This is a genomic window from Streptomyces sp. NPDC012935 (genome assembly GCF_042900345.1).
Classification (GTDB): domain Bacteria; phylum Actinomycetota; class Actinomycetes; order Streptomycetales; family Streptomycetaceae; genus Streptomyces.
Window position 1 is genome coordinate 79338 of record NZ_JBIBBC010000020.1, and the last position, 18772, is coordinate 98109.

General features: G+C 70.3%; 18 protein-coding genes. 12 read left to right on the forward strand and 6 right to left on the reverse strand.

Features of this window, described 5'->3' with window-relative positions; genetic code table 11:
* Positions 1 to 91 precede the first annotated feature (91 nt).
* Genes ACFY5C_RS34880 through ACFY5C_RS34890 form a run of 3 tightly spaced genes read right to left on the reverse strand, consistent with a single transcriptional unit; the run spans position 92 to position 2534 of the window.
* Positions 92 to 502: a RidA family protein gene (locus tag ACFY5C_RS34880; RefSeq protein ID WP_389452259.1), complete on the reverse strand. Its 411-nt coding sequence runs from the start codon at positions 500 to 502 to the stop codon at positions 92 to 94.
* The gene (locus tag ACFY5C_RS34885) at positions 499 to 1260 is read right to left on the reverse strand and encodes an IclR family transcriptional regulator (RefSeq protein WP_389452262.1); all 762 of its coding nucleotides are present in this window, start codon (positions 1258 to 1260) and stop codon (positions 499 to 501) included. Before ACFY5C_RS34885 ends, ACFY5C_RS34880 begins: the two co-directional genes overlap by 4 nt.
* Positions 1257 to 2534 (reverse strand): sugar kinase, encoded by a 1278-nt coding sequence (locus ACFY5C_RS34890; RefSeq protein ID WP_389452265.1) that lies wholly within the window; start codon positions 2532 to 2534, stop codon positions 1257 to 1259. Before ACFY5C_RS34890 ends, ACFY5C_RS34885 begins: the two co-directional genes overlap by 4 nt.
* Positions 2535 to 2670: 136 nt before the next feature.
* On the opposite strand from ACFY5C_RS34890, the gene ACFY5C_RS34895 reads away from it, so the two are divergent.
* The gene (locus ACFY5C_RS34895) at positions 2671 to 3942 is read left to right on the forward strand and encodes an amino acid deaminase (protein ID WP_389452268.1); all 1272 of its coding nucleotides are present in this window, start codon (positions 2671 to 2673) and stop codon (positions 3940 to 3942) included.
* A 38-nt stretch (positions 3943 to 3980) separates the two neighbouring features.
* Positions 3981 to 5603, forward strand: coding sequence for an amidohydrolase family protein (locus tag ACFY5C_RS34900; protein WP_389452271.1), 1623 nt, complete (start codon positions 3981 to 3983; stop codon positions 5601 to 5603).
* 55 nt (positions 5604 to 5658) lie between these two features.
* On the opposite strand, the gene ACFY5C_RS34905 is transcribed toward ACFY5C_RS34900, so the two are convergent.
* Positions 5659 to 6588: a serine protease gene (locus ACFY5C_RS34905; protein ID WP_389452274.1), complete on the reverse strand. Its 930-nt coding sequence runs from the start codon at positions 6586 to 6588 to the stop codon at positions 5659 to 5661.
* Between the two features lie 231 nt (positions 6589 to 6819).
* Complete coding sequence (locus ACFY5C_RS34910; RefSeq protein WP_389452276.1) at positions 6820 to 7464, reverse strand: hypothetical protein; 645 nt, start codon at positions 7462 to 7464, stop codon at positions 6820 to 6822.
* Positions 7465 to 7590: 126 nt separating this feature from the next.
* Between ACFY5C_RS34910 and ACFY5C_RS34915 the strand changes: the two genes are divergently transcribed.
* The 7 genes from ACFY5C_RS34915 (at position 7591) to ACFY5C_RS34945 (ending at position 14491) form a co-directional block, all read left to right on the forward strand.
* Complete coding sequence (locus ACFY5C_RS34915; protein ID WP_389452279.1) at positions 7591 to 8802, forward strand: pyridoxal phosphate-dependent aminotransferase; 1212 nt, start codon at positions 7591 to 7593, stop codon at positions 8800 to 8802.
* Between the two features lie 97 nt (positions 8803 to 8899).
* Positions 8900 to 9319 (forward strand): hypothetical protein, encoded by a 420-nt coding sequence (locus ACFY5C_RS34920; protein WP_389452282.1) that lies wholly within the window; start codon positions 8900 to 8902, stop codon positions 9317 to 9319.
* 79 nt (positions 9320 to 9398) lie between these two features.
* Entirely contained in the window at positions 9399 to 9983 is a 585-nt protein-coding gene (locus ACFY5C_RS34925) for a Uma2 family endonuclease (RefSeq protein WP_389452285.1), read from the forward strand.
* 97 nt (positions 9984 to 10080) lie between these two features.
* Positions 10081 to 11145 carry a hypothetical protein gene (locus ACFY5C_RS34930; RefSeq protein ID WP_389452288.1) on the forward strand — a complete coding sequence of 355 codons (1065 nt, stop codon included), beginning with the start codon at positions 10081 to 10083 and terminating at the stop codon, positions 11143 to 11145.
* Positions 11146 to 11161: 16 nt separating this feature from the next.
* Positions 11162 to 12337, forward strand: a complete 1176-nt coding sequence (locus ACFY5C_RS34935) for a toxic anion resistance protein (RefSeq protein ID WP_389452291.1) — start codon at positions 11162 to 11164, stop codon at positions 12335 to 12337.
* Positions 12334 to 13896, forward strand: a complete 1563-nt coding sequence (locus tag ACFY5C_RS34940; RefSeq protein ID WP_389452294.1) for a substrate-binding domain-containing protein — start codon at positions 12334 to 12336, stop codon at positions 13894 to 13896. The genes ACFY5C_RS34935 and ACFY5C_RS34940 overlap by 4 nt, the downstream gene beginning before the upstream one ends.
* Positions 13883 to 14491, forward strand: a complete 609-nt coding sequence (locus ACFY5C_RS34945; RefSeq protein ID WP_389452296.1) for a hypothetical protein — start codon at positions 13883 to 13885, stop codon at positions 14489 to 14491. Before ACFY5C_RS34940 ends, ACFY5C_RS34945 begins: the two co-directional genes overlap by 14 nt.
* 203 nt (positions 14492 to 14694) lie before the next feature.
* On the opposite strand, the gene ACFY5C_RS34950 is transcribed toward ACFY5C_RS34945, so the two are convergent.
* Positions 14695 to 16518, reverse strand: a complete 1824-nt coding sequence (locus tag ACFY5C_RS34950; protein WP_389452299.1) for a phosphoenolpyruvate carboxykinase (GTP) — start codon at positions 16516 to 16518, stop codon at positions 14695 to 14697.
* A 342-nt stretch (positions 16519 to 16860) separates the two neighbouring features.
* On the opposite strand from ACFY5C_RS34950, the gene ACFY5C_RS34955 reads away from it, so the two are divergent.
* The 3 genes from ACFY5C_RS34955 (at position 16861) to ACFY5C_RS34965 (ending at position 18751) form a co-directional block, all read left to right on the forward strand.
* Positions 16861 to 17607 (forward strand): hemolysin III family protein, encoded by a 747-nt coding sequence (locus tag ACFY5C_RS34955; protein WP_389452302.1) that lies wholly within the window; start codon positions 16861 to 16863, stop codon positions 17605 to 17607.
* A gap of 100 nt (positions 17608 to 17707) precedes the next feature.
* Positions 17708 to 18067, forward strand: a complete 360-nt coding sequence (locus ACFY5C_RS34960) for a hypothetical protein (RefSeq protein WP_389452305.1) — start codon at positions 17708 to 17710, stop codon at positions 18065 to 18067.
* 54 nt (positions 18068 to 18121) lie between these two features.
* Positions 18122 to 18751, forward strand: a complete 630-nt coding sequence (locus ACFY5C_RS34965; protein WP_389452307.1) for a TetR/AcrR family transcriptional regulator — start codon at positions 18122 to 18124, stop codon at positions 18749 to 18751.
* The last annotated feature ends 21 nt before the right edge of the window (positions 18752 to 18772 follow it).

Sequence of the window (18772 nt, forward strand, 5' to 3'; positions counted from 1 at the left end):
CATGCTGCTTTCGGGCAGGGGGGATCGCGGCATGGCGTCCCGGGGGATGACGGACGCGCTGCCGTATGCGGCGTGCGGAGGTGCGAAGGCGTCAGCCGAGTACGGCCAGCGCGTCGATCTCGATGAGCAGCCCCGCCGGCAGGCCGACGTACACCGTCGTGCGGGCGGCGGGCGGCTGGGTGAGCCCCTGCTCCTCGAAGTAGGTGTTGTAGATCTCGTTCATCTCGGCGAAGTGCGCGACGTCCGTCAGGTAGACGCGGATCATCATCACGTCGTCCCAGGACGCGCCGCCCTCCTCCAGGATCGCCTTGACGTTGGCGAGGGTCTGGAGGGTCTGCTCGCGCAGGGTGGGACCGGCGGGCGTCGGGGCCTGCCCCTCGACCGCGGGGAGGAATCCGACCTGCCCGGCGACCTGAAGGATGTTCCCCTTCCTGACGCCGTGCGAGAACTTCGCGGGCGGGGTGGTGTGGGTCTTCGGGGTGAGTGCGGTCTTGTCGGTCATGCGGTGCCCTTCGCTGAGGTTCTGCCGGAGTACTCCCCGCTGATGCCGTCCGCCGTACGGCGCACCAGCGGGAGGAGGGTGAGGAGTTCGTCGGCGGTGACGACGACGTTCGGCGCGGAGACCGACATCGCGGCGACGACGCGGCCGTCGGCGCCGCGGATCGGTGCGGCGACGCAGTTGATGGACTCCTCGTGGCCACCGAGGTCGGTGGCCCAGCCCTGTTCGCGCACCTTCTCCAACTCCCGCAGGAATGCGGGGGCGTTGGGGGTGGAACGGGCCGTGTACATGGGGTAGTCGAGCTTCTCCGCCAGGGCGCGGCGCTCGTGCTCGGGCCGGTCGGCGAGCAGCAGCTTCGCGACGGCGGCGACGGTGATGGCCACGGGCTTGCCGATCCGCGAGTACATCCGCACCGGGTACCGGCTCTCGACCTTGTCGATGTACAGCACCTCGTCCTCCTCGTACACGGCGAGGTGGACGGTGTGCCCGCACTGCTCGTTGAGCCGGGCGAGGTGAGGGTGGGCGATCTCGCGGATGTCGAGGTTCTCCATCGCCTCCTGCGCGAGCGCGATGAGGCGGGCGCCGAGGCGGTAGCGCTGGTCGGACTGGCGGTAGACCAGGCCGTGCTCGTGCAGGGTGCGCAGCAGCCGCAGCGCGGTGGACTTGTGCACCCCCAGCCGGTCGGCGACCTGACCGAGGTCGGCGGGACCCTCGGCGAGCAGCGGCAGGATGCTGAGCGCGCGGTCGACGGTCTGGCTCATGGCGTACGTACCTCCTCGACGGCCCGCTCGGTGGCTTGCGTCCAGCCGGGGCCGAGTCGAAGTTTCTCCCACTCGACGTCGTCCAGGGTGACCAGCCGGTCGGCGTGGTCCCGGGAGGGCGGTGCGGCGAGGTCCCCGGAGACGGTGAGCGCGGCGGCGGCCATCAGATGCCCGTGCCGCACCCGCTCCCGGACGCCGAGCCCACGCAGCGTCCCGGAGAGAAACCCGGCAGCGAAGGCATCGCCGGCACCGACGGCTGCGACGACGTCGACGTGGAGGGCTGGCACGAAGGTGGCCGTCGACTCGGAGGTGGCCGGGCGGATCCGGGGCGCGCCCGCCGGGGCAGCCGGGGTGCCGTCCTGTTCCGGGCCGGGGGCGCCCGCGGCGCTGCGGAAGGGCTGGGCGCGGGCCGTGACCGCGTCCGCGGGCCCGTGGCCGGACTGGCCGCCGGGCGTCAGGTCGGGCTGACGGGCCGGCGACCGGCCGGAGGCCGCCTCTGACCCGTGGCCGCACTGCCCAGGCATGGCCGCGCGCTCGAACGCCGTCGCCCCCCGGGCCCCGTCCTTCACGACCAGCACGCCCGGCTCCGGCAGCAGCGCGCGGATTGCCTCCGGGCCGCCGGTGATGCCCCAGGCCGCCTCGGCCTCGTCGGTGCCCACGAAGACGATGTCGCAGGCGCGGGCCAGGTCCAGGAGCACGTCGGGGCCGTCGGTGTTCCGCCACAGTCCCGGGCGGTGGTTGACGTCGAAGGAGACGAGCGGGCCGCCGTCCGGCCGCCGGGCGACGAGGTCGTGCATCAGCGCCAGGCAGTCGTCCGACAGTGCCGCCGTGATTCCCGACAGGTGCAGCATCCGTCCCGCCCGCACCGCCACGAGGTCCACGTTCGCCGCGGACATCGCGGAGGCCGCGGAGCCCGCCCGGTAGTACGCCACTTCATGCGCGTCCGTGGCCCGGTCGCCCGCCGTGCGGAAGTACACGCCCGTCGGACGCACCGGGTCCCGGCGCACGGCCGAGACGTCGACGCCGTACTCCCGGATCGCCTCGACGAGATGGTCGCCGAACCCGTCTGCGCCGACCCGGCTGACCCACCGCACGGCATGCCCCGCGGCAGCGAGCCCGCACGCGACGTTCGACTCCGCGCCCCCGATCGCCCGGTCGAACGACGGTACGTCGGCGAGGCGTCCCGGCCGCGTCGGCAGGAACGTGACCATGGACTCGCCGAGCGCGACAACGTCCACGACGTCGAGGGCATTGCAGGGTCCGGTGACAGTCACGATCGTCGTAGCTCCTCGGCGGTTTCGTGGGACGCGGTTTTCGTTGACCCGCGGTTCGCCGAGATGTTAGACAGCGGTTAGCGATATACGCAATGGATGTTGCAGGGTATGCAACACCGCAGATCAGGGAGGTTCCATGAGCACCGAGGCGCTCGCCAGCCTGGCCGAGGAACGCGTCGACCACCGCTTCAAGGGCCTCCCGCCGGACGCCGACGGCCTCACCGTCGCCGAACTGGCCGCCCAGCGCCGCAACCTCTTCACCGACGGTTTCGCCACCCCCGTGCTCGCCCTGTCCGCCGAGCGCCTGGAGCACAACCTCGACCTCATGGAGACGTACGCCACCCGGCACGGTCTCGCCTTCGCCCCGCACGGCAAGACCTCCATGGCCCCTCAGCTGTTCCAGCGGCAGATCGAGCACGGGGCATGGGGCATCACCCTCGCCGTACCGCACCAGGTGCGGGTGGCGCGGGCGTACGGCACCCGGCGGATCTTCCTGGCGAACGAGCTGGTGGACGCGGCCGCCCTGCGCTGGATCGCCGGTGAGCTGACCGCCGACGAGGACTTCCGTCTCATTTGTTACGTCGACTCCGTGCGCGGGGTCGAGCTGATGGACTCGGCACTGCGCGACGCCGGGGCCACCCGTTCGCTGGACGTCGTCGTCGAGCTGGCGGCCGGTGACGGCGCCCGTACCGGCGTCCGTACGGAGGCCGAGTGCGCGGCCGTCGCGGACGCGGTGGCCGCCGTGTCGACGCTGCGGCTGGTCGGCGTCGCCGGGTACGAGGGCGAGGTACCGGACGCGAACCCCGAGCGGGTGCACGCCTGGCTGCGGCGGCTCGTCTCCCTCGCGGCCGAGTTCGACAAGTCCGGCCGGTTCGCCGGCCTCGACGAGATCGTCGTCAGCGCGGGCGGCAGCGCCTGGTTCGACGCGGTGGCGGACGTCTTCGCCGAGATCCCCGAACTGTCGCTGCCCGTACTGAAGCTGCTGCGCTCGGGCGCCTACGTCTCGCATGACGACGGCCACTACCGCAAGCTCACCCCGTTCAACCGGGTCCCGCAGGAGGGCGCCCTCGAACCCGCCTTCCGCCTGTGGGCCCAGGTCGTCTCCCGCCCCACCCCCGACCAGGCATTCGTCAACGCGGGCAAGCGCGACGCGGCGTACGACCTCGACCTGCCCTTCGCCCAGGTGGTTCGCCGCGACGGTCCCGAACGCCCGGCCACCGGTATCTCCGTGACCGCCCTGTCCGACCAGCACGCGTGGCTGCGCACGACCGAGGAGGCGGATCTGGAGGTCGGGGACTGGCTCGGCATGGGGCTGTCCCACCCGTGCACGTCGTTCGACAAGTGGCAGCTGATTCCGGTCGCCGAGGCGGACGGGACGGTCGTCGACTACATCCGCACGTTCTTCTAGGAGACACCGGAGACACAGGAGACAGGGGAGGCTCAGCCATGGAAGAGCTGGTGATCCGGGACGCGGACGTCGTCGACGGCAGCGGCGGCCCGTCCTACCGCGCCGATGTGGTCGTGGACGGCGGCAGGATCGTGTCGATCGTCCAGGAGGCGGCAGCGGCCGGCTGCCAACGGCCCGAGGCGCGCCGGGAGCTGGACGCGGAGGGCCTGGTCCTCTCCCCCGGCTTCGTCGACATGCACGCCCACAGCGACCTGGCGCTGCTGCGGGACCCCGACCACAGCGCGAAGGCGGCGCAGGGCGTCACCCTGGAGGTCATCGGTCAGGACGGCCTGTCGTACGCCCCCGTCGACGACCGCACCCTCGCGGAGGTCCGCCGCGCGATCACCGGCTGGAACGGCTCCGGCGACGACATCGACTTCGACTGGCGGACGGTCGGCGAGTACCTGGACCGCCTCGACGCCGGTTTCGAGGGCCGGGGCATCGCCGTGAACGCGGCGTACCTGATCCCGCAGGGCACGGTCCGCGCGCTCGCCGTCGGCTGGGAGGACCGCGAGGCGACGCCGGACGAGCTGGACCGGATGCGGCAGCTGGTCGCGCAGGGCATGGAGCAGGGCGCGGTCGGCATGTCGTCCGGGCTGACGTACACGCCCGGCATGTACGCGAAGGACGCGGAACTGACGGAGCTGTGCCGGGTGGTGGCGTCGTACGGCGGCTACTACTGCCCGCACCACCGCTCCTACGGGGCCGGGGCCCTGGAGGCGTACGAGGAGATGGTGGCGCTGACGCGGGAGGCGGGCTGCGCGCTCCATCTCGCGCACGCCACCATGAACTTCGGGGTGAACGAGGGCCGGGCCCCGGAGCTGCTGAAGCTCCTCGACGAAGCGCTGTCAGCCGGTGCCGACATCACCCTCGACACCTACCCCTACACCCCCGGCTGCACGACCCTCGTCGCCATGCTGCCGAGCTGGGCGAGCGAGGGCGGCCCGGAGGCGATCCTGGCCCGCCTGTCGGACGACGACACGGCCGGGCGCATCCGCCACCACATGGAGGTCATCGGCGCGGACGGCTGCCACGGCGTGCCCATCGAGTGGGACACGATCGAGATCTCGGGCGTGACCGACCCGGCGCTCGGGGACTTCGTCGGCCGTACGATCCAGCAGTCCGCAGACGCGCGGGGCGAGGCCCCTTGGGTGACCGCGCGCAGGCTGCTCCTTCAGGACCGGCTGGGCTCGACGATCCTCCAGCACGTGGGCCACGAGGAGAACGTCCGGGCGATCATGCGCCACCGGGTCCACACGGGCGGCTCGGACGGCATCCTGCAGGGCACGAAGCCGCATCCACGGGCGTACGGCACGTTCCCGCACTATCTCGGCCACTACGTACGCGAGTTGGGGGTGCTGTCGCTGGAGGAGTGCGTGGCCCATCTGACGGGGCGCCCGGCGGCGCGGCTGCGGCTGCCGGACCGCGGGCTGGTGCGCGAGGGCTACCGGGCGGACCTGGTGCTGTTCGACCCGCGGACGGTGGCGGCGGGTTCGACGTTCGAGGAGCCGAGGAAGCTCCCGACGGGCATTCCGTACGTCCTGGTCGACGGCCGTTTCGTGATCGAGGACGGGCGCAGGACGGACGTACTGGCGGGGCGGGCGGTCCGCAGGACACCGTGAGCTGTCTCAGTGGCCTGGGGACCGCCCGCCGCGCGGGCCGTGGCTACGACTGCGGCTACGGCTTGGGCAGCACGCACCCGCTCGCGTTCAGGTCGAGCTTGTTGTCGACGCCGAAGCAGGCGTGGATCTGGTAGATCTGCTGGGCGTAGTTGATGCCCTGGCGGACGGTGACGTTGCCGCTCTCGTCGACCTCGCACGGGTTGTTGACCGTGCAGCGCTGGCCGTCCTCGTTGCCGGTGTTGTTGACGGCGACGACCTTGTTGGTGGCCTGGTCGATGACGGGGGAGCCGGACGTGCCGCCGATGGTGTTGCAGGCGGATGTGTAGCGGACCGAGTCCTTGAAGGTCCAGTCGCCTTCCTTGAGGCGGTATGCGAACCCGTCGATGTTGCAGTTGTACAGCCGCTTCCAGTAGCCGGAGGCCACGGTGATGGCGGTACCGGCGACGGGGTGGGTGTCGGCCATGGTGAGCGCGTTGATGCCGTACGAGCTCTTGATCTGCCCGTACGTGGTGGTGAGCTGATAGAACGACACGTCCGTGTCGGTCATCGTCCCGTACGCGAGCTTGCTGGCGCGCAGGTTGGCGACGCGGTTCCCGGAGGCGTTGAGCAGACCGAACGTCCGGCTGGAGGCCCGGTCGACGACGACCTCGCCGGGTCCCGGCATGCCGGTCTCCAGACAATGGCCGTTGGACATCACCAGCGCCGGGTCGTTGTCCTCCGAGTCGGAGAAGCGCACGACGGAGCCGGAGCAGTTGCTGAGCGAGACGGTGCCCGCGAAGTTGACGGCCTGGGCCTTGGGGTTCAGGACCTGGCCGAGGCTCTCCGTGGTGGACGTGACGGTGTCCCGGACCAGGGAGGTGACCGAGTCGGTGTCCGCGCTCTTACCGAAGGAGTCGGCCGAGTTCACGGGAGCCGCAGCCGCGGGTACGGCGCCGGCCCCGGCTATCGCCAGGGCGAGGAGGGCGGCGCCGAGAGGTTTTCTCATGTGGGGGTCCCCTCATACGGAGAAGGTGACCGGAAAATCTCCGGTCACCCACGTGTTTGTCATGCGCATTGTCACGCACGAGGGGGGTGCGGACAAGGAGTTGGTTACCCGTGAGTTCAAGCCGTAGGGGATTCCCTATCACGGTGAATGGGCGGTGCGCAGAGGGCGGCGCAGGACGTTCACGGGAGGGTGATGAGATCACCACACACGACGGCGTCCGGTCGCCGTCGCCTACTTCGGCCCCTTGGTGCCGCCCTGCCCACGGCCCCGGTTCTCGCCCGAGTTGCCCGGCGCGATGCTGCCCGCCGAGGCGGTCGGGGTGGCACTGGCCGTGCCGGAGGGCGCCGTCGTGGGCTCCTCATCGCCGCCGGCGGCACCGTCGGACGCGGACGGGCTCGCCGAGGTGTCGGGGGTGTCCGGGCGCGAGGGATCGGCGGTCCCCGGTGCTCCCGGCGCGACGGATTCGGCCGGCTCCGTCGGCTCCCCCGCGGTCGGGCTCGTACGGTCATGCCCGCCCCGTGAGTCACCGGACGACGAGCCGGACTGGGAGAGGCCGGCCATCAGCGCCGCCGCCGACACCACCGAGACCGCCCCGGCCGCGACCAGGAAGCGCCGCGAGCCCCGGGCACGCGCCTTGCGCCGCGAGCCGCGGCCGGCACCCGCAGCCCGTCGGCCACGTGGCTCTCCCCCGCCCGCGGCGGGCTCCTCGGCCACCGAGGGCAGCTCGGCCGTCGCGTCGTACGCGTTCTGCCAGCCGTGCGCGGCCGCGGGGTCCGCGAACTCGTCGTACGCGGGGGGAGGTGTCGTCGGCCGCGGGTGGTACACGTTCGGCGGCGTCGACGGGGTCCCGTTCTCGTTCTCCGGCGGCCTGGACATGACCGCGAATTCTAGGGACGTGAGGGGCTCCTGGGACAGCTACCGCCGATAACAGCCCAAACCCCCGCGTCTCACGTGTCGGAAAACACGACCCGAGGGCCGTTACCGGGCCGTAAGCTCCTTGACATGCAGGTGATCCAGTCGACCAAGCTCGCCAACGTCTGTTACGAGATCCGGGGCCCGGTGCTCGAGGAGGCGATGCGGCTCGAGTCGGCGGGGCATCGGATCCTCAAGCTGAACACCGGGAACCCGGCGGCGTTCGGCTTCGAGTGTCCGCCCGAGATCCTGGAGGACATCCTCCGCAACGTGTCGTCGGCCCATGGGTACGGCGACGCGAAGGGGCTGCTCGCGGCGCGCCGGGCCGTCGTCATGCACAACCAGACCCTCGGCATCGAGACCGACGTCGAGCACGTCTTCATCGGCAACGGCGTCTCCGAGCTGATCGTCATGGCGATGCAGGGGCTCCTCGACGACGGGGACGAGGTGCTCGTCCCCGCTCCCGACTATCCGCTGTGGACCGCCGCCGTGTCGCTGTCCGGCGGTACCGCCGTGCACTACCGGTGCGACGAGCAGTCCGACTGGATGCCGGACCTCGCGGACGTCGAGCGCAGGGTCACCGACCGCACCAAGGCCATCGTCATCATCAACCCCAACAATCCGACGGGGGCCGTGTACGACGAGGCCATGCTCCGGGGGCTGACGGACATCGCCCGGCGGCACAACCTGCTCGTCTGCTCCGACGAGATCTACGACAAGATCCTCTACGACGACGCCACGCACACCCCCACCGCCGCCATCGCCCCCGACCTGCTCACCCTCACCTTCAACGGCATGTCCAAGGCCTACCGGGTCGCCGGTTACCGGGTGGGCTGGATGTCGATCTCGGGCCCGCGCGCCCACGCCGACTCCTACATCGAGGGCCTGACGATCCTCGCGAACATGCGGCTGTGCGCGAACATGCCCGGCCAGCACGGGGTGGTGGCCGCGCTCAGCGGGCGGCAGACCATCAACGACCTGGTGCTGCCCGGCGGGCGGCTGAAGGAGCAGATGGACGTCGCCTACGAGCTGCTGACGCAGATCCCCGGCGTGACATGCGTACGGCCGAAGGGGGCGCTGTATCTCTTCCCGCGCCTCGACCCCAAGGTCTTCAAGATCAAGGACGACCGGCAGATGGTCCTGGACCTGCTGCGCAGCGAGAAGATCATGGTCGTCCAGGGCACGGGCTTCAACTGGCCCGAGTCGGATCACTTCCGGGTGGTGACGCTGCCGGCGGTCACGGACCTGCGGGACGCGATGGGACGCATCGGGCGGTTCCTCGACGGGTACGGCCAGCCGTGACCCTGGGTGTGTAGATGGTCCACTTCGGTGAACGACTCAACTTTAGACAGAATCTAAGCTAGGATGGTTTCCTGTCAGCGCACAGGAGGCCATCCCCATGTACGAACCGATCCGAACCAAGTCGGTCCACAGCACGATGGCCGGCAACTCCACCGACTTCCCCCACCGCTCGCGCGAGGAGGAGCTGGACATCCAGCTCGCCGGCCATCTCGCGGCGCTGCTCGCCGTCACGGACGAGCTGCGTGCGACGGCGCCCTCGGAGGACCTGGACATCGCGGCCGACCGGCTCACGAGCCAGGTGGCCCGGCTACGGGAAGGTCGTAAGCCGACCCGCGCGGTGAGTCCCGGCGGTCAGGCGAAGCTCGCGGCACTGCATCGGCGTGCGCATGCCCTTGCCGGGCGGGCACTGGTCGTCGCAGCGTCCCGGGCGGATACGGCTGCGGCGATTCTGGCCGCCGAGCGGATGGACGCGCACGCTGCGCAGGCTGAGCCACAGGAGTTGACCGGCGTCGGCTGACAGCCCCTCGAACGGCCCCGGTCCGCGTGCACCCGCAGCGACGCGCGGACCGGGTGCCACATTTCCGTACTCTGCAGACATGGAGTACGCGAAGATGCGCGCGATCGCCGAAGATCTCGGAGCCCATGCCGAGCGGCTCGAAGGGACTTGGTCCGTCGAGATCGGCCCGTCCGGCCCGATACTGGCCATGATCTGCCCCTCGAAGCGTCACGAGGGCACCGTTCGCCGCATCTGCAAGCAGTTGGACGCACAGCTCCTCACCACGCACCCGGGTCACGGCTGCGTACCCGGCCCCGAGATCGAGCACCCCTCCGTCGGCCGCATGCGCCGACCGGACGCGGTCGTCATCCCCGAGGATGCCCTCGACGAGGATGGCCTCGCCGTCGATGCGACACAGGTACTCGCGGTCATTGAGATCGTCTCCCCGTCGAACCCCGGCAGCGATTACGGCGAGAAGCTCACCGAGTACGCCGCCATGGGCATCGCCCACTACCTGATCGTCGACCCGCGCACCGGCACCATCGAGGTCCACTCGGACCCGTGCAAGGAGCGCTACAGCCACAAGGAGCCGTATATCTACGGCGACTCGGTGCCGTTCGGTCCCTGGACAGTGGAGACTTCGGCGTTCCGTCGTTACGGCAAGATGGGCAACGACACGGACTGACGGCAAGCCGCTCCCGTGGCATACCGGGACCGGTAATACACCCCCCGTTCACCCCCCACGGCGGGGAACGTTGGATTCCGCGAGCACGCTCCCCGGCGTGAGACGAATTGCAGGAATCGTCCTCGCGGTGTTGCTGATCGGTGGCGTGGTGGCCGCCGTCGTCGCGGGCCGCAGTGATGGGGACACGGGCACGGCAACGAAGACCGTGCGCGCGGTGATCGGATCGGAGAAGGCGGAGTTCTTCGCCGATCCCGACGTGGTGCGGGCCCTCGCCGCCAAGGGCTACACCGTGAAGGCCGAGACCTCCGGGTCCTGGGCCATGGAGGGACTCGACCTCGCGGGGTACGACCTCGCGCTGCCGTCGAGCCAGGCGCCGGCCGCCGAACTCGCCGCGAAGTACAAGGTGACGGGGACTCTCCCCCGCCCCTTCTACTCGCCCCTCGTCGTCGTGGCGCACAAGAGCGCCGCCGAGGTGCTCGCGGCGAACAAGCTCGCCACCCTGGACACCGAGCACCGGGGCACCTTCCAGATGGCCGCCTATCTGGACGCCGCCCGCTCCGACCGCACCTGGCAGCAGCTCAAGGGAGCCGGGAAGTACGGGGAGTTGACGGGGACGCTCTATCTGTCCAGCACCGACCCCGAGACCTCCAACTCCGGCGCCCTCTACCTCGCCGCAGCCTCCTACGTCGCGAACGGCGGCAAGGTCGTCGCCTCGGGCGCCGAGGTGGACCGCGCCTCCCCGCTGCTGCACAAGCTGGTCAGCGTGCAGGGCGCCCAGCAGTCCAGCAGCGACGCCGCCTTCCGGGACTTCGTCAGCGGGGCCGGCAATCCACTCGTCGTGGTCTACGAGTCCCAGGTGGCCTCGCTGCTGACGGACGGACAGCAGCCCGACGACCTGGTCGTCCTGTACCCCGACACCACGGTCAACAGCGACCACACCGCCGTTCCGCTCACCGAGAACGGCAAGGCGGTCGCCGAACTCCTCGCCAGCGAACCGAAGTTGCGGGCGCTGGAGGTCAAGCACGGGTTCCGTCCGCAGGGCGAGGTCACCGAGTTCGCCTCGGACACGACGTATCTCAAGCAGGAACTGACCGGCGTCCGCCAGGCGCCCGTGCCCACCGCCAAGGTGCTGCACGAGCTGGCGCGACGGGCGCGCGGATAAGGGGGGGCAGCACCTCATGAACAACAGCGACGACACGTTCGTCCTCACTCCGCCGGAGCCCGTGGCCACCGTGCCGCGCGAGAAGGCCGGCGGACTCGTCCCGGTCGACGAGGGCGTCCGTACGGACATGGCCGCGAAGGCCTCCGCATATGTGGAGGGGCTCGCGGCGCTCGACGCCCGCTCTCCCGAGTTCGCCGGCAAGGTGGGTGAGATCACCGGCCTCGGGGCCGGCGAGATGCGGACCGCCGCCGCGCAGTCCAACCGCATGCTGGAGCGGACCGTCCGCAGCCTGCCGGACAAGGGCGGGGACGCCCAGTCGCAGGTCGCGGGCTCGCTCGTGGAGCTGCGGCGGGTCGTGGAGGACCTCGACCCGCGGGACCTGCCCGCCGCCAAGGGGCGCAAGTTCCTCTCCAGGCTTCCCGGCGGCAACAAACTGCGCGACCACGTCGCCAAGTACGCCTCCGCCCAGGGGACCCTCAACAAGATCGTGGGGTCGCTGCGGGGCGGACAGGACGAGCTCCGCCGCGACAACGCCGCCCTGCAGACCGAGCGGGTGCGGCTGTGGGAGACCATGGGCAAGCTCCAGGAGTACGTCGTCCTGACGGAAGCCCTGGACACGGCCGTAGGGCAGCACATCAGCGGCGTGGAGACACAGGACCCCGCGCAGGCGGACAACCTCCGGGCCGACATCCTCTTCCCCGTCCGGCAGAAGCACCAGGACCTGCTCACCCAACTCGCGGTGTGCGCGCAGGGATACCTCGCCATGGACGTCGTACGACGCAACAACGAGGAACTGATCAAGGGCGTCGACCGGGCCGCGACGACGACCGTCTCGGCCCTGCGCATCTCCGTGATGCTGGCCTCCGCCCTCGACAACCAGAGGAAGGTCGTCGAGCAGGTCAACGCGCTGCGCGGAACCACCGAGGACCTCATCCGGGGCAACGCCGAGATGCTCGCCACGCAGAGCGGCGAGATCCAGCGCATCGCCGCCGACCCGGCCGTCGGCGCCGAGACCCTGCGCTCGGCCTTCCAGCAGATCTACCGCACCCTCGACGCCATCGACACCTACAAGGTCCAGGCGACCGAGGCGATGGCGACGACGGTGGAGAACCTGACCGCCGAACTGCAGCACGCGAGTGCCTACTTGGAGCGCAGCCGCTCCCAGGGTGCGCTGGAGGGTGGCCTCGGATGAGACACACCCAAGGCTCCCGGCGCCTGCTCGCCGTCGCCCTCGCGGCGGTGGCGCTGCTGACGGCGTGCACCTCGCAGAAGGGCACCGACGCCCCTGACCCCAACGCCCCGCAGCCCGGCACCCTGCGCGTCCTCGCCTCCAGCGAGCTCAGTGACATGACCCCGGTCCTCGACCGGATCGCCGGCGACACCGGCGTCAAGATCCGGCCCACGTACATGGGCACCCTCGACGCCGTCGAGATGCTGGCGAAGGGCAAGGTGGACGGCCGGTACGACGCGCTGTGGCTGTCCTCCAACGACTATCTGCGGCTGCGCCCCGACGCGGCGAAGAAGGTCGTGTCGGAGACGCCGGTGATGTCGAGCCCGGTCGCCCTCGGGGTCAGGTCCACCACGCTCGGCCGGCTGGGCTGGAAGCCGGATGACGTCACCTGGTCGCAGATCGAGAGGGCCGTCCAGGACGGCAGGCTGACGTACGGCATGACCGACCCGGCCCGCTCCAACTCCGGTTTCGCCACGCTCGTCTCTGTCGCCTCGGCCCTCTCCGGCGCCCAGTCCGCCCTCACCGACGCCGACGTCAGCGAGGCCACGCCCCGCCTGAAGGAGTTCTTCAAGGGGCAGAAGCTGACGTCGGGCTCGTCGGGCTGGCTGGCCGCGGCGTACAAGCGGCGCGGTGACGTCGATGCGCTGCTCAACTACGAGTCGGTTCTCAAGGGCATCCCGGGCCTGACCGTGATCCGCCCCAAGGACGGCGTCGTCACCGCCGACTACCCGCTCTCCTCGCTCGCGTCCACCGATGCCGCGACCCGCGAGGACGTCCGCCGTGTCACCGAGGCCCTGCGCACCGACGGCATCCAGCGGCTGATCACCGAGCGCACCCACCGCCGCCCGGTCGTCGCCTCCGTCCGGCCCGGGCCCGGCCTCGACGCCGGCAGGCGGCGCGAACTGCCCTTCCCGGGCAGCCGTTCCGTGGCCGACGGCCTGCTCGACTCGTACGAGAACGACCTGCGCCGCCCCTCGAGGACGGTCTACGTCCTCGACACCTCGGGGTCGATGGAGGGCGGCCGCCTGGAGCAGCTGAAGCAGGCGCTCGCCGACCTCACCGGCGACTTCCGCGAGCGCGAGGAGGTCACGCTGATGCCGTTCGGGTCGGATGTGAAGAGCGTGGCCACGCATGTCGTGGATCCGGCCGACCCGAAGGCCGGGCTGGCCGGGATCCGCGAGGAGACCGACGCGCTGACCGCCGAGGGCGACACGGCGATCTACACCTCGCTGGAGAAGGCGTACGAGCATCTGGGCGCCGGCCGTTCCCAGGACACCTTCACGTCGGTCGTGCTGATGACGGACGGCGAGAACACCACCGGCGCCGAGGCGGCCGACTTCGACGCCTTCTACGCGGGGCTCGACCGCGACCGGCGGGAGACGCCCGTCTTCCCCATCCTCTTCGGCGACTCCGACCGCTCCGAGCTGGAACACATCGCCGAGCTGACCGGCGGCCGCCTCTTCGACGCCCAGGAGGGCTCGCTGGACGGCGCCTTCGAGGAGATCCGTGGCTACCAGTAAGACGTTCGCGTACCTGGAGTCCCGCAAGAACATCGCCGGGAGCGCGTGCGGGCTGGCCGGACTCGTGCTGACCTTCACGGGGGTCGCGGGCCCCTACTGGCCCGTCGTCGTCGCCGGTCTCTACGGCGCGGGCGCGCTGATCGCCCCGCCGGAGCGGCCCGCGCTGCCCGACTTCCCGGACCCTTCGGCGCAGCTCGACGAGTTGCGGGGCGACTTCGAGAAGCTGCGCGGCTATCTGACGGACATCGAGCTGTCGGTCACCGCGGCCGCCCGGCTGCGTGAGCTGACCGAGCTGCTGACCGCGTTGCTGGACCGCGGCTGGGTCGCCGAGCTGCTCACCCACGACCCGGAGGGCGTGCACGTGCTCTCCAGGATCGTGCGGCGCGATCTCCCCGAGGCCGTCGACAGCTTCGTACGGACACGCTGGTGGACGCGGATGACGCCCGGAACCGAGTCCCCCGAGCTGCATCTGGAGCGCCAGCTCGGCCTGCTGAAGAAGGACGCCGAGCGCCTGGCAGCGAGCCTGCGTGAGGTGGAGGCCCGTCGCCAGGAGTCCCACACCCGGTATCTGGAGGACCGGGGCGGGGCGGTGTGAGCCAACCGCCGTGAGAAACAGGCGAGGGCCCGTCGTCGCGTGCCTCCCGTCGGGGCGGACGGGAGCGTGCGACGACAGGCCCACAGCCCCGCACGCCGTTGTACGGAACCTCGCCGGTCTGTGGTGCTGTCACCGCGGCCGGCCGTGACGATATTGCTGGTCAGGGCACAATCGGAGCCGGCCGCGGCGTCTTCGGGGGCTGGTCAGCCCAGGCGCTGCACCAGAGCGCGGTACTCGTCCCACAGCTCCTTCGGCGTGTGGTCGCCGAAGGTGTTCAGGTGGTCGGGGACGAGCGCGGCCTCCTCGCGCCAGACCTCCTTGTCGACGGTGAGCAGGAAGTCCAGGTCGGCTTCGGCCAGTTCCAGGCCGTTCGTGTCCAGCGCACCCTTGGCCGGCAGGATGCCGATGGGGGTCTCGACGCCCTCGGCCTTGCCGTCGAGACGCTCGACGATCCACTTCAGGACGCGGCTGTTCTCGCCGAAGCCGGGCCAGACGAACTTGCCCTCGTCGTTCTTGCGGAACCAGTTGACGTAGTAGATCTTCGGGAGCTTCGCCTGGTCCTTGTCCTTGGCGACGTCGACCCAGTGACCCATGTAGTCACCCATGTTGTAGCCGCAGAACGGCAGCATGGCGAAGGGGTCGCGGCGCAGCTCGCCGACCTTGCCCTCGGCGGCGGCGGTCTTCTCGCTGGCCACGTTGGCGCCGAGGAAGACCCCGTGGTTCCAGTCGAAGGACTCCGTGACCAGCGGAACGGCGGTGGCGCGACGGCCGCCGAACAGGATCGCCGAGATCGGCACGCCCTTGGGGTCCTCCCACTCGGGCGCGATGATCGGGCACTGGGCGGCGGGGACGGTGAAGCGGGCGTTGGGGTGGGCGGCCGGCGTCTCGGAGGACGGCGTCCAGTCGTTGCCCTTCCAGTCCGTCAGGTGGGCCGGAGTCTCCTCCGTCATGCCCTCCCACCAGATGTCGTTGTCGTCGGTGAGGGCGACGTTGGTGAAGACGGAGTTGCCCCACAGCGTCTTCATCGCGTTGGCGTTGGTGTGCTCACCGGTGCCGGGCGCGACGCCGAAGAAGCCGGCCTCGGGGTTGATCGCGTACAGCCGGCCGTCCTCGCCGAAGCGCATCCAGGCGATGTCGTCGCCGATCGTCTCGACGGTCCAGCCGGAGATGGTGGGCTCCAGCATGGCGAGGTTGGTCTTGCCGCAGGCGCTCGGGAAGGCGGCGGCGACGTACTTGGCCTCGCCCTGCGGCGGGGTGAGCTTCAGGACCAGCATGTGCTCGGCCAGCCAGCCCTCGTCGCGGGCCATCACGGACGCGATGCGCAGGGCGTAGCACTTCTTGCCGAGCAGGGCGTTGCCGCCGTAGCCGGAGCCGTACGACCAGATCTCGCGGGACTCCGGGAAGTGGGAGATGTACTTGGTGCTGTTGCACGGCCAGGGCACGTCCTGCTCGCCCGCCTCCAGCGGCGCTCCGAGCGTGTGCACGGCCTTCACGAAGAAGCCGTCCTCGCCCAGTTCCTCGAGGACGGGCTGACCCATGCGGGTCATGGTGCGCATGGAGACCGCGACGTAGGCGGAGTCGGTGATCTCGACGCCGATCGCGGAGAGGTCGGAGCCGAGGGGGCCCATGCAGAACGGGACGACGTACATGGTCCGGCCGCGCATCGAGCCGCGGAAGACGCCCTTCTCACCGGCGAAGATCTCCCGCATCTCGGCGGGGTCCTTCCAGTGGTTCGTCGGGCCTGCGTCCTCCTCCTTCTCGGAGCAGATGAAGGTCCGGTCCTCGACGCGGGCGACGTCGGTCGGGTCGGAGGCCGCGTAGTACGAGTTGGGGCGCTTGATCGGGTCGAGCTTCTTGAAGGTGCCCTTCGCGACGAGCTCCTCGGACAGACGCTCGTACTCGGCCTCGGATCCGTCACACCAGACCACGCTGTCCGGCTGCGTCAGTTCAGCGATCTCGTTCACCCACGAGACCAGCTCCCGGTGGTTGGTGGGGACGACGGGGGGAGCCGCGATGTCGCGCGCCACGGTTGCTCCTAAATGAGGGGTTTTTGTCCTGAATATGCCCTTGTATGCCCCGTGGGGGCCGCGACCCGGATGCTTCGCGGAGGAGATGCGCTGTGGATCTTCCGCGCTCATCCGGTGCCGACCGCACTCATTTGATCATCCGACGGGTCCGCGCATATGTCCAGAGGGCGTCACAGGTGAGCGGCGTGAGCATCGCCACTCATCCAGATGTTTTCGATGCGTCACCACGGCTTCACCCCGGGTGCGCCCCTCACGGGTACCCCATGAGACGATGGCCACTTCCGGGCGCCCATCTCGCGGCCCTGATACGTAACTTACGGTTCCGTAGGTACCATGCGGGACATGACTGCGCCCGTCCCCGACGCGCCCTCGGACACGCCGGCCGCCGGCCGCGACTCCGGCGCGCCGTCCCTGCCACATCAGATCGCGCACCATGCCCAGCAGCTCTCGGACGAGATCAAGCCCAAGCTCCGCGGCTGGCTGCACCTCGGAATGTTCCCGGCCGCGCTCGTCGCGGGCCTGGTGCTCACCGCCCTCGCGGACTCCCCTCGGGGCCGTCTCGCCTGCGGGATCTACGCCCTCACGGCCTGCCTGCTGTTCGGCGTGAGCGCGCTGTACCACCGGGGCAACTGGAGCCCGCGCATGGACGGCATCCTGCGCCGGCTCGATCACGCCAACATCTTCCTGATCATCGCGGGCACGTACACGCCGCTGACGATGCTGCTGCTGCCGGGCGCCAAGGGCCAGTGGCTGCTGTGGGGCATCTGGGGCGCGGCTGCGGCGGGCATCATCTTCCGGGTGTTCTGGGTCGGCGCCCCGCGCTGGCTCTACACCCCCTGCTACATCGCGATGGGCTGGGCGGCCGTCTTCTTCCTGCCGGACTTCATGCGCACCGGCGGCATCGCGGTACTGGTCCTGGTGATCGTCGGCGGCGTCCTGTACAGCGCGGGGGGCGTGATCTACGGCATCAAGCGCCCGAACCCGTCACCGCGCTGGTTCGGCTTCCACGAGGTCTTCCACTCCTTCACGCTGGCGGCGTTCGTCGTGCACTACGTGGGGATCTCCCTGGTGGCCTACCAGCACGCGTAGCCACCGCACAGCCTCTCCGAGGGCCACGGCTTCCCGCCGCGGCCCTTTTCGCGTCACGCGACACTGACAGTGACTCTCTTTTAAAAGTCACCCTCATTTCATGGTTACTGTCACTCCGATACTCAACGTGGCGCTGTCGACACCGGCCGCCGCCCTCGGCGCCGCCACCGGCCAGCAGCTGGGTCCCCCAGGCGTTTGGCACTGGGGGCGGATGGCGGACGCGTACGTCGTCGTCTTCGCCGCGCTGATGCTTCCCACGGGCCTGCCCGGCGACCGGTCGGGGCGGCGGGTCGCGGCGTACATCGGCGCCGAGCGGGCGGGCTCGGCGGCGGTGGCGGCCTCCGCGAACAGCGCGTACGTCCACGGCATGGGCGTCGTCCTCCGGGTGTGCGGGGTCGCGGCCCTCGGCTCCGCCCTGCCGGCGGCCGCGTCCCTGCCGGGCACCCCCCGATGCGCATGAGCCGGAGAGCCCGGACATGGCCGCCGCGGGGGCCGATGCCCGACAATGAGCCCCATGACCCCCGCGCGCTCCTCTCCCCTGACCGACCGCCCCCAGCTGGGGCTTCGCGAGCGGAAGAAGATCAAGACCCGGACGGCGATCCGCGACGCGACGTACGCGCTGATCAAGGAGCAGGGCTACGACGCCACCACGATCGAGCAGATCGCCGAGCGCGCCGAGGTGTCCCCGTCCACGGTCTTTCGCTACTTCCCGACGAAGGAGGACATCGTCCTCACGGACGAGTACGACCCGATCCTGCTGGAGGAGCTGCGCAAGCGTCCGGCGGACGAGCCGTGGATGCAGTCCCTGCGGTACGTCATGAAGCTGGCCGTCGGCGCCGCGAAGGACGAGGACCCCGAGGCCGTCCGGCTGCGCTCGCACCTGCTGGTCCAGGTCCCCTCGGTGCGGTCCCGGATGCTGGAGAGCATGTCGGTCACCGGCCGGATGCTCGGCGAGGCCATCGCCGAGCGCACCGGCAGGGCGCGGGACAGCTTCGAGGTGCGGGTCTTCACGATGTCCCTCATCGGCGGCCTCACGGAGGTCTCCGTGTACTGGGCCGAGAACGACTTCGAGAACGATTTCCACGACCTCGTCGACCGCGCCCTGGACGTCATCGAGCACGGCCTGGCCGCGGAAAAGTCCTGAAACCACGGCCCACTCCCGTGA

Bases quoted from the DNA above. Each gene is read 5' to 3' on its own strand.
- ACFY5C_RS34880 (WP_389452259.1), bottom strand. From the start codon at position 502: ATGACCGACAAGACCGCACTCACCCCGAAGACCCACACCACCCCGCCC.
- ACFY5C_RS34885 (WP_389452262.1), bottom strand. From the start codon at position 1,260: ATGAGCCAGACCGTCGACCGCGCGCTCAGCATCCTGCCGCTGCTCGCC.
- ACFY5C_RS34895 (WP_389452268.1), top strand. From the start codon at position 2,671: ATGAGCACCGAGGCGCTCGCCAGCCTGGCCGAGGAACGCGTCGACCAC.
- ACFY5C_RS34900 (WP_389452271.1), top strand. From the start codon at position 3,981: ATGGAAGAGCTGGTGATCCGGGACGCGGACGTCGTCGACGGCAGCGGC.
- ACFY5C_RS34905 (WP_389452274.1), bottom strand. From the start codon at position 6,588: ATGAGAAAACCTCTCGGCGCCGCCCTCCTCGCCCTGGCGATAGCCGGG.
- ACFY5C_RS34910 (WP_389452276.1), bottom strand. From the start codon at position 7,464: ATGTCCAGGCCGCCGGAGAACGAGAACGGGACCCCGTCGACGCCGCCG.
- ACFY5C_RS34915 (WP_389452279.1), top strand. From the start codon at position 7,591: ATGCAGGTGATCCAGTCGACCAAGCTCGCCAACGTCTGTTACGAGATC.
- ACFY5C_RS34920 (WP_389452282.1), top strand. From the start codon at position 8,900: ATGTACGAACCGATCCGAACCAAGTCGGTCCACAGCACGATGGCCGGC.
- ACFY5C_RS34925 (WP_389452285.1), top strand. From the start codon at position 9,399: ATGGAGTACGCGAAGATGCGCGCGATCGCCGAAGATCTCGGAGCCCAT.
- ACFY5C_RS34935 (WP_389452291.1), top strand. From the start codon at position 11,162: ATGAACAACAGCGACGACACGTTCGTCCTCACTCCGCCGGAGCCCGTG.
- ACFY5C_RS34940 (WP_389452294.1), top strand. From the start codon at position 12,334: ATGAGACACACCCAAGGCTCCCGGCGCCTGCTCGCCGTCGCCCTCGCG.
- ACFY5C_RS34955 (WP_389452302.1), top strand. From the start codon at position 16,861: ATGACTGCGCCCGTCCCCGACGCGCCCTCGGACACGCCGGCCGCCGGC.
- ACFY5C_RS34960 (WP_389452305.1), top strand. From the start codon at position 17,708: ATGGTTACTGTCACTCCGATACTCAACGTGGCGCTGTCGACACCGGCC.
- ACFY5C_RS34965 (WP_389452307.1), top strand. From the start codon at position 18,122: ATGACCCCCGCGCGCTCCTCTCCCCTGACCGACCGCCCCCAGCTGGGG.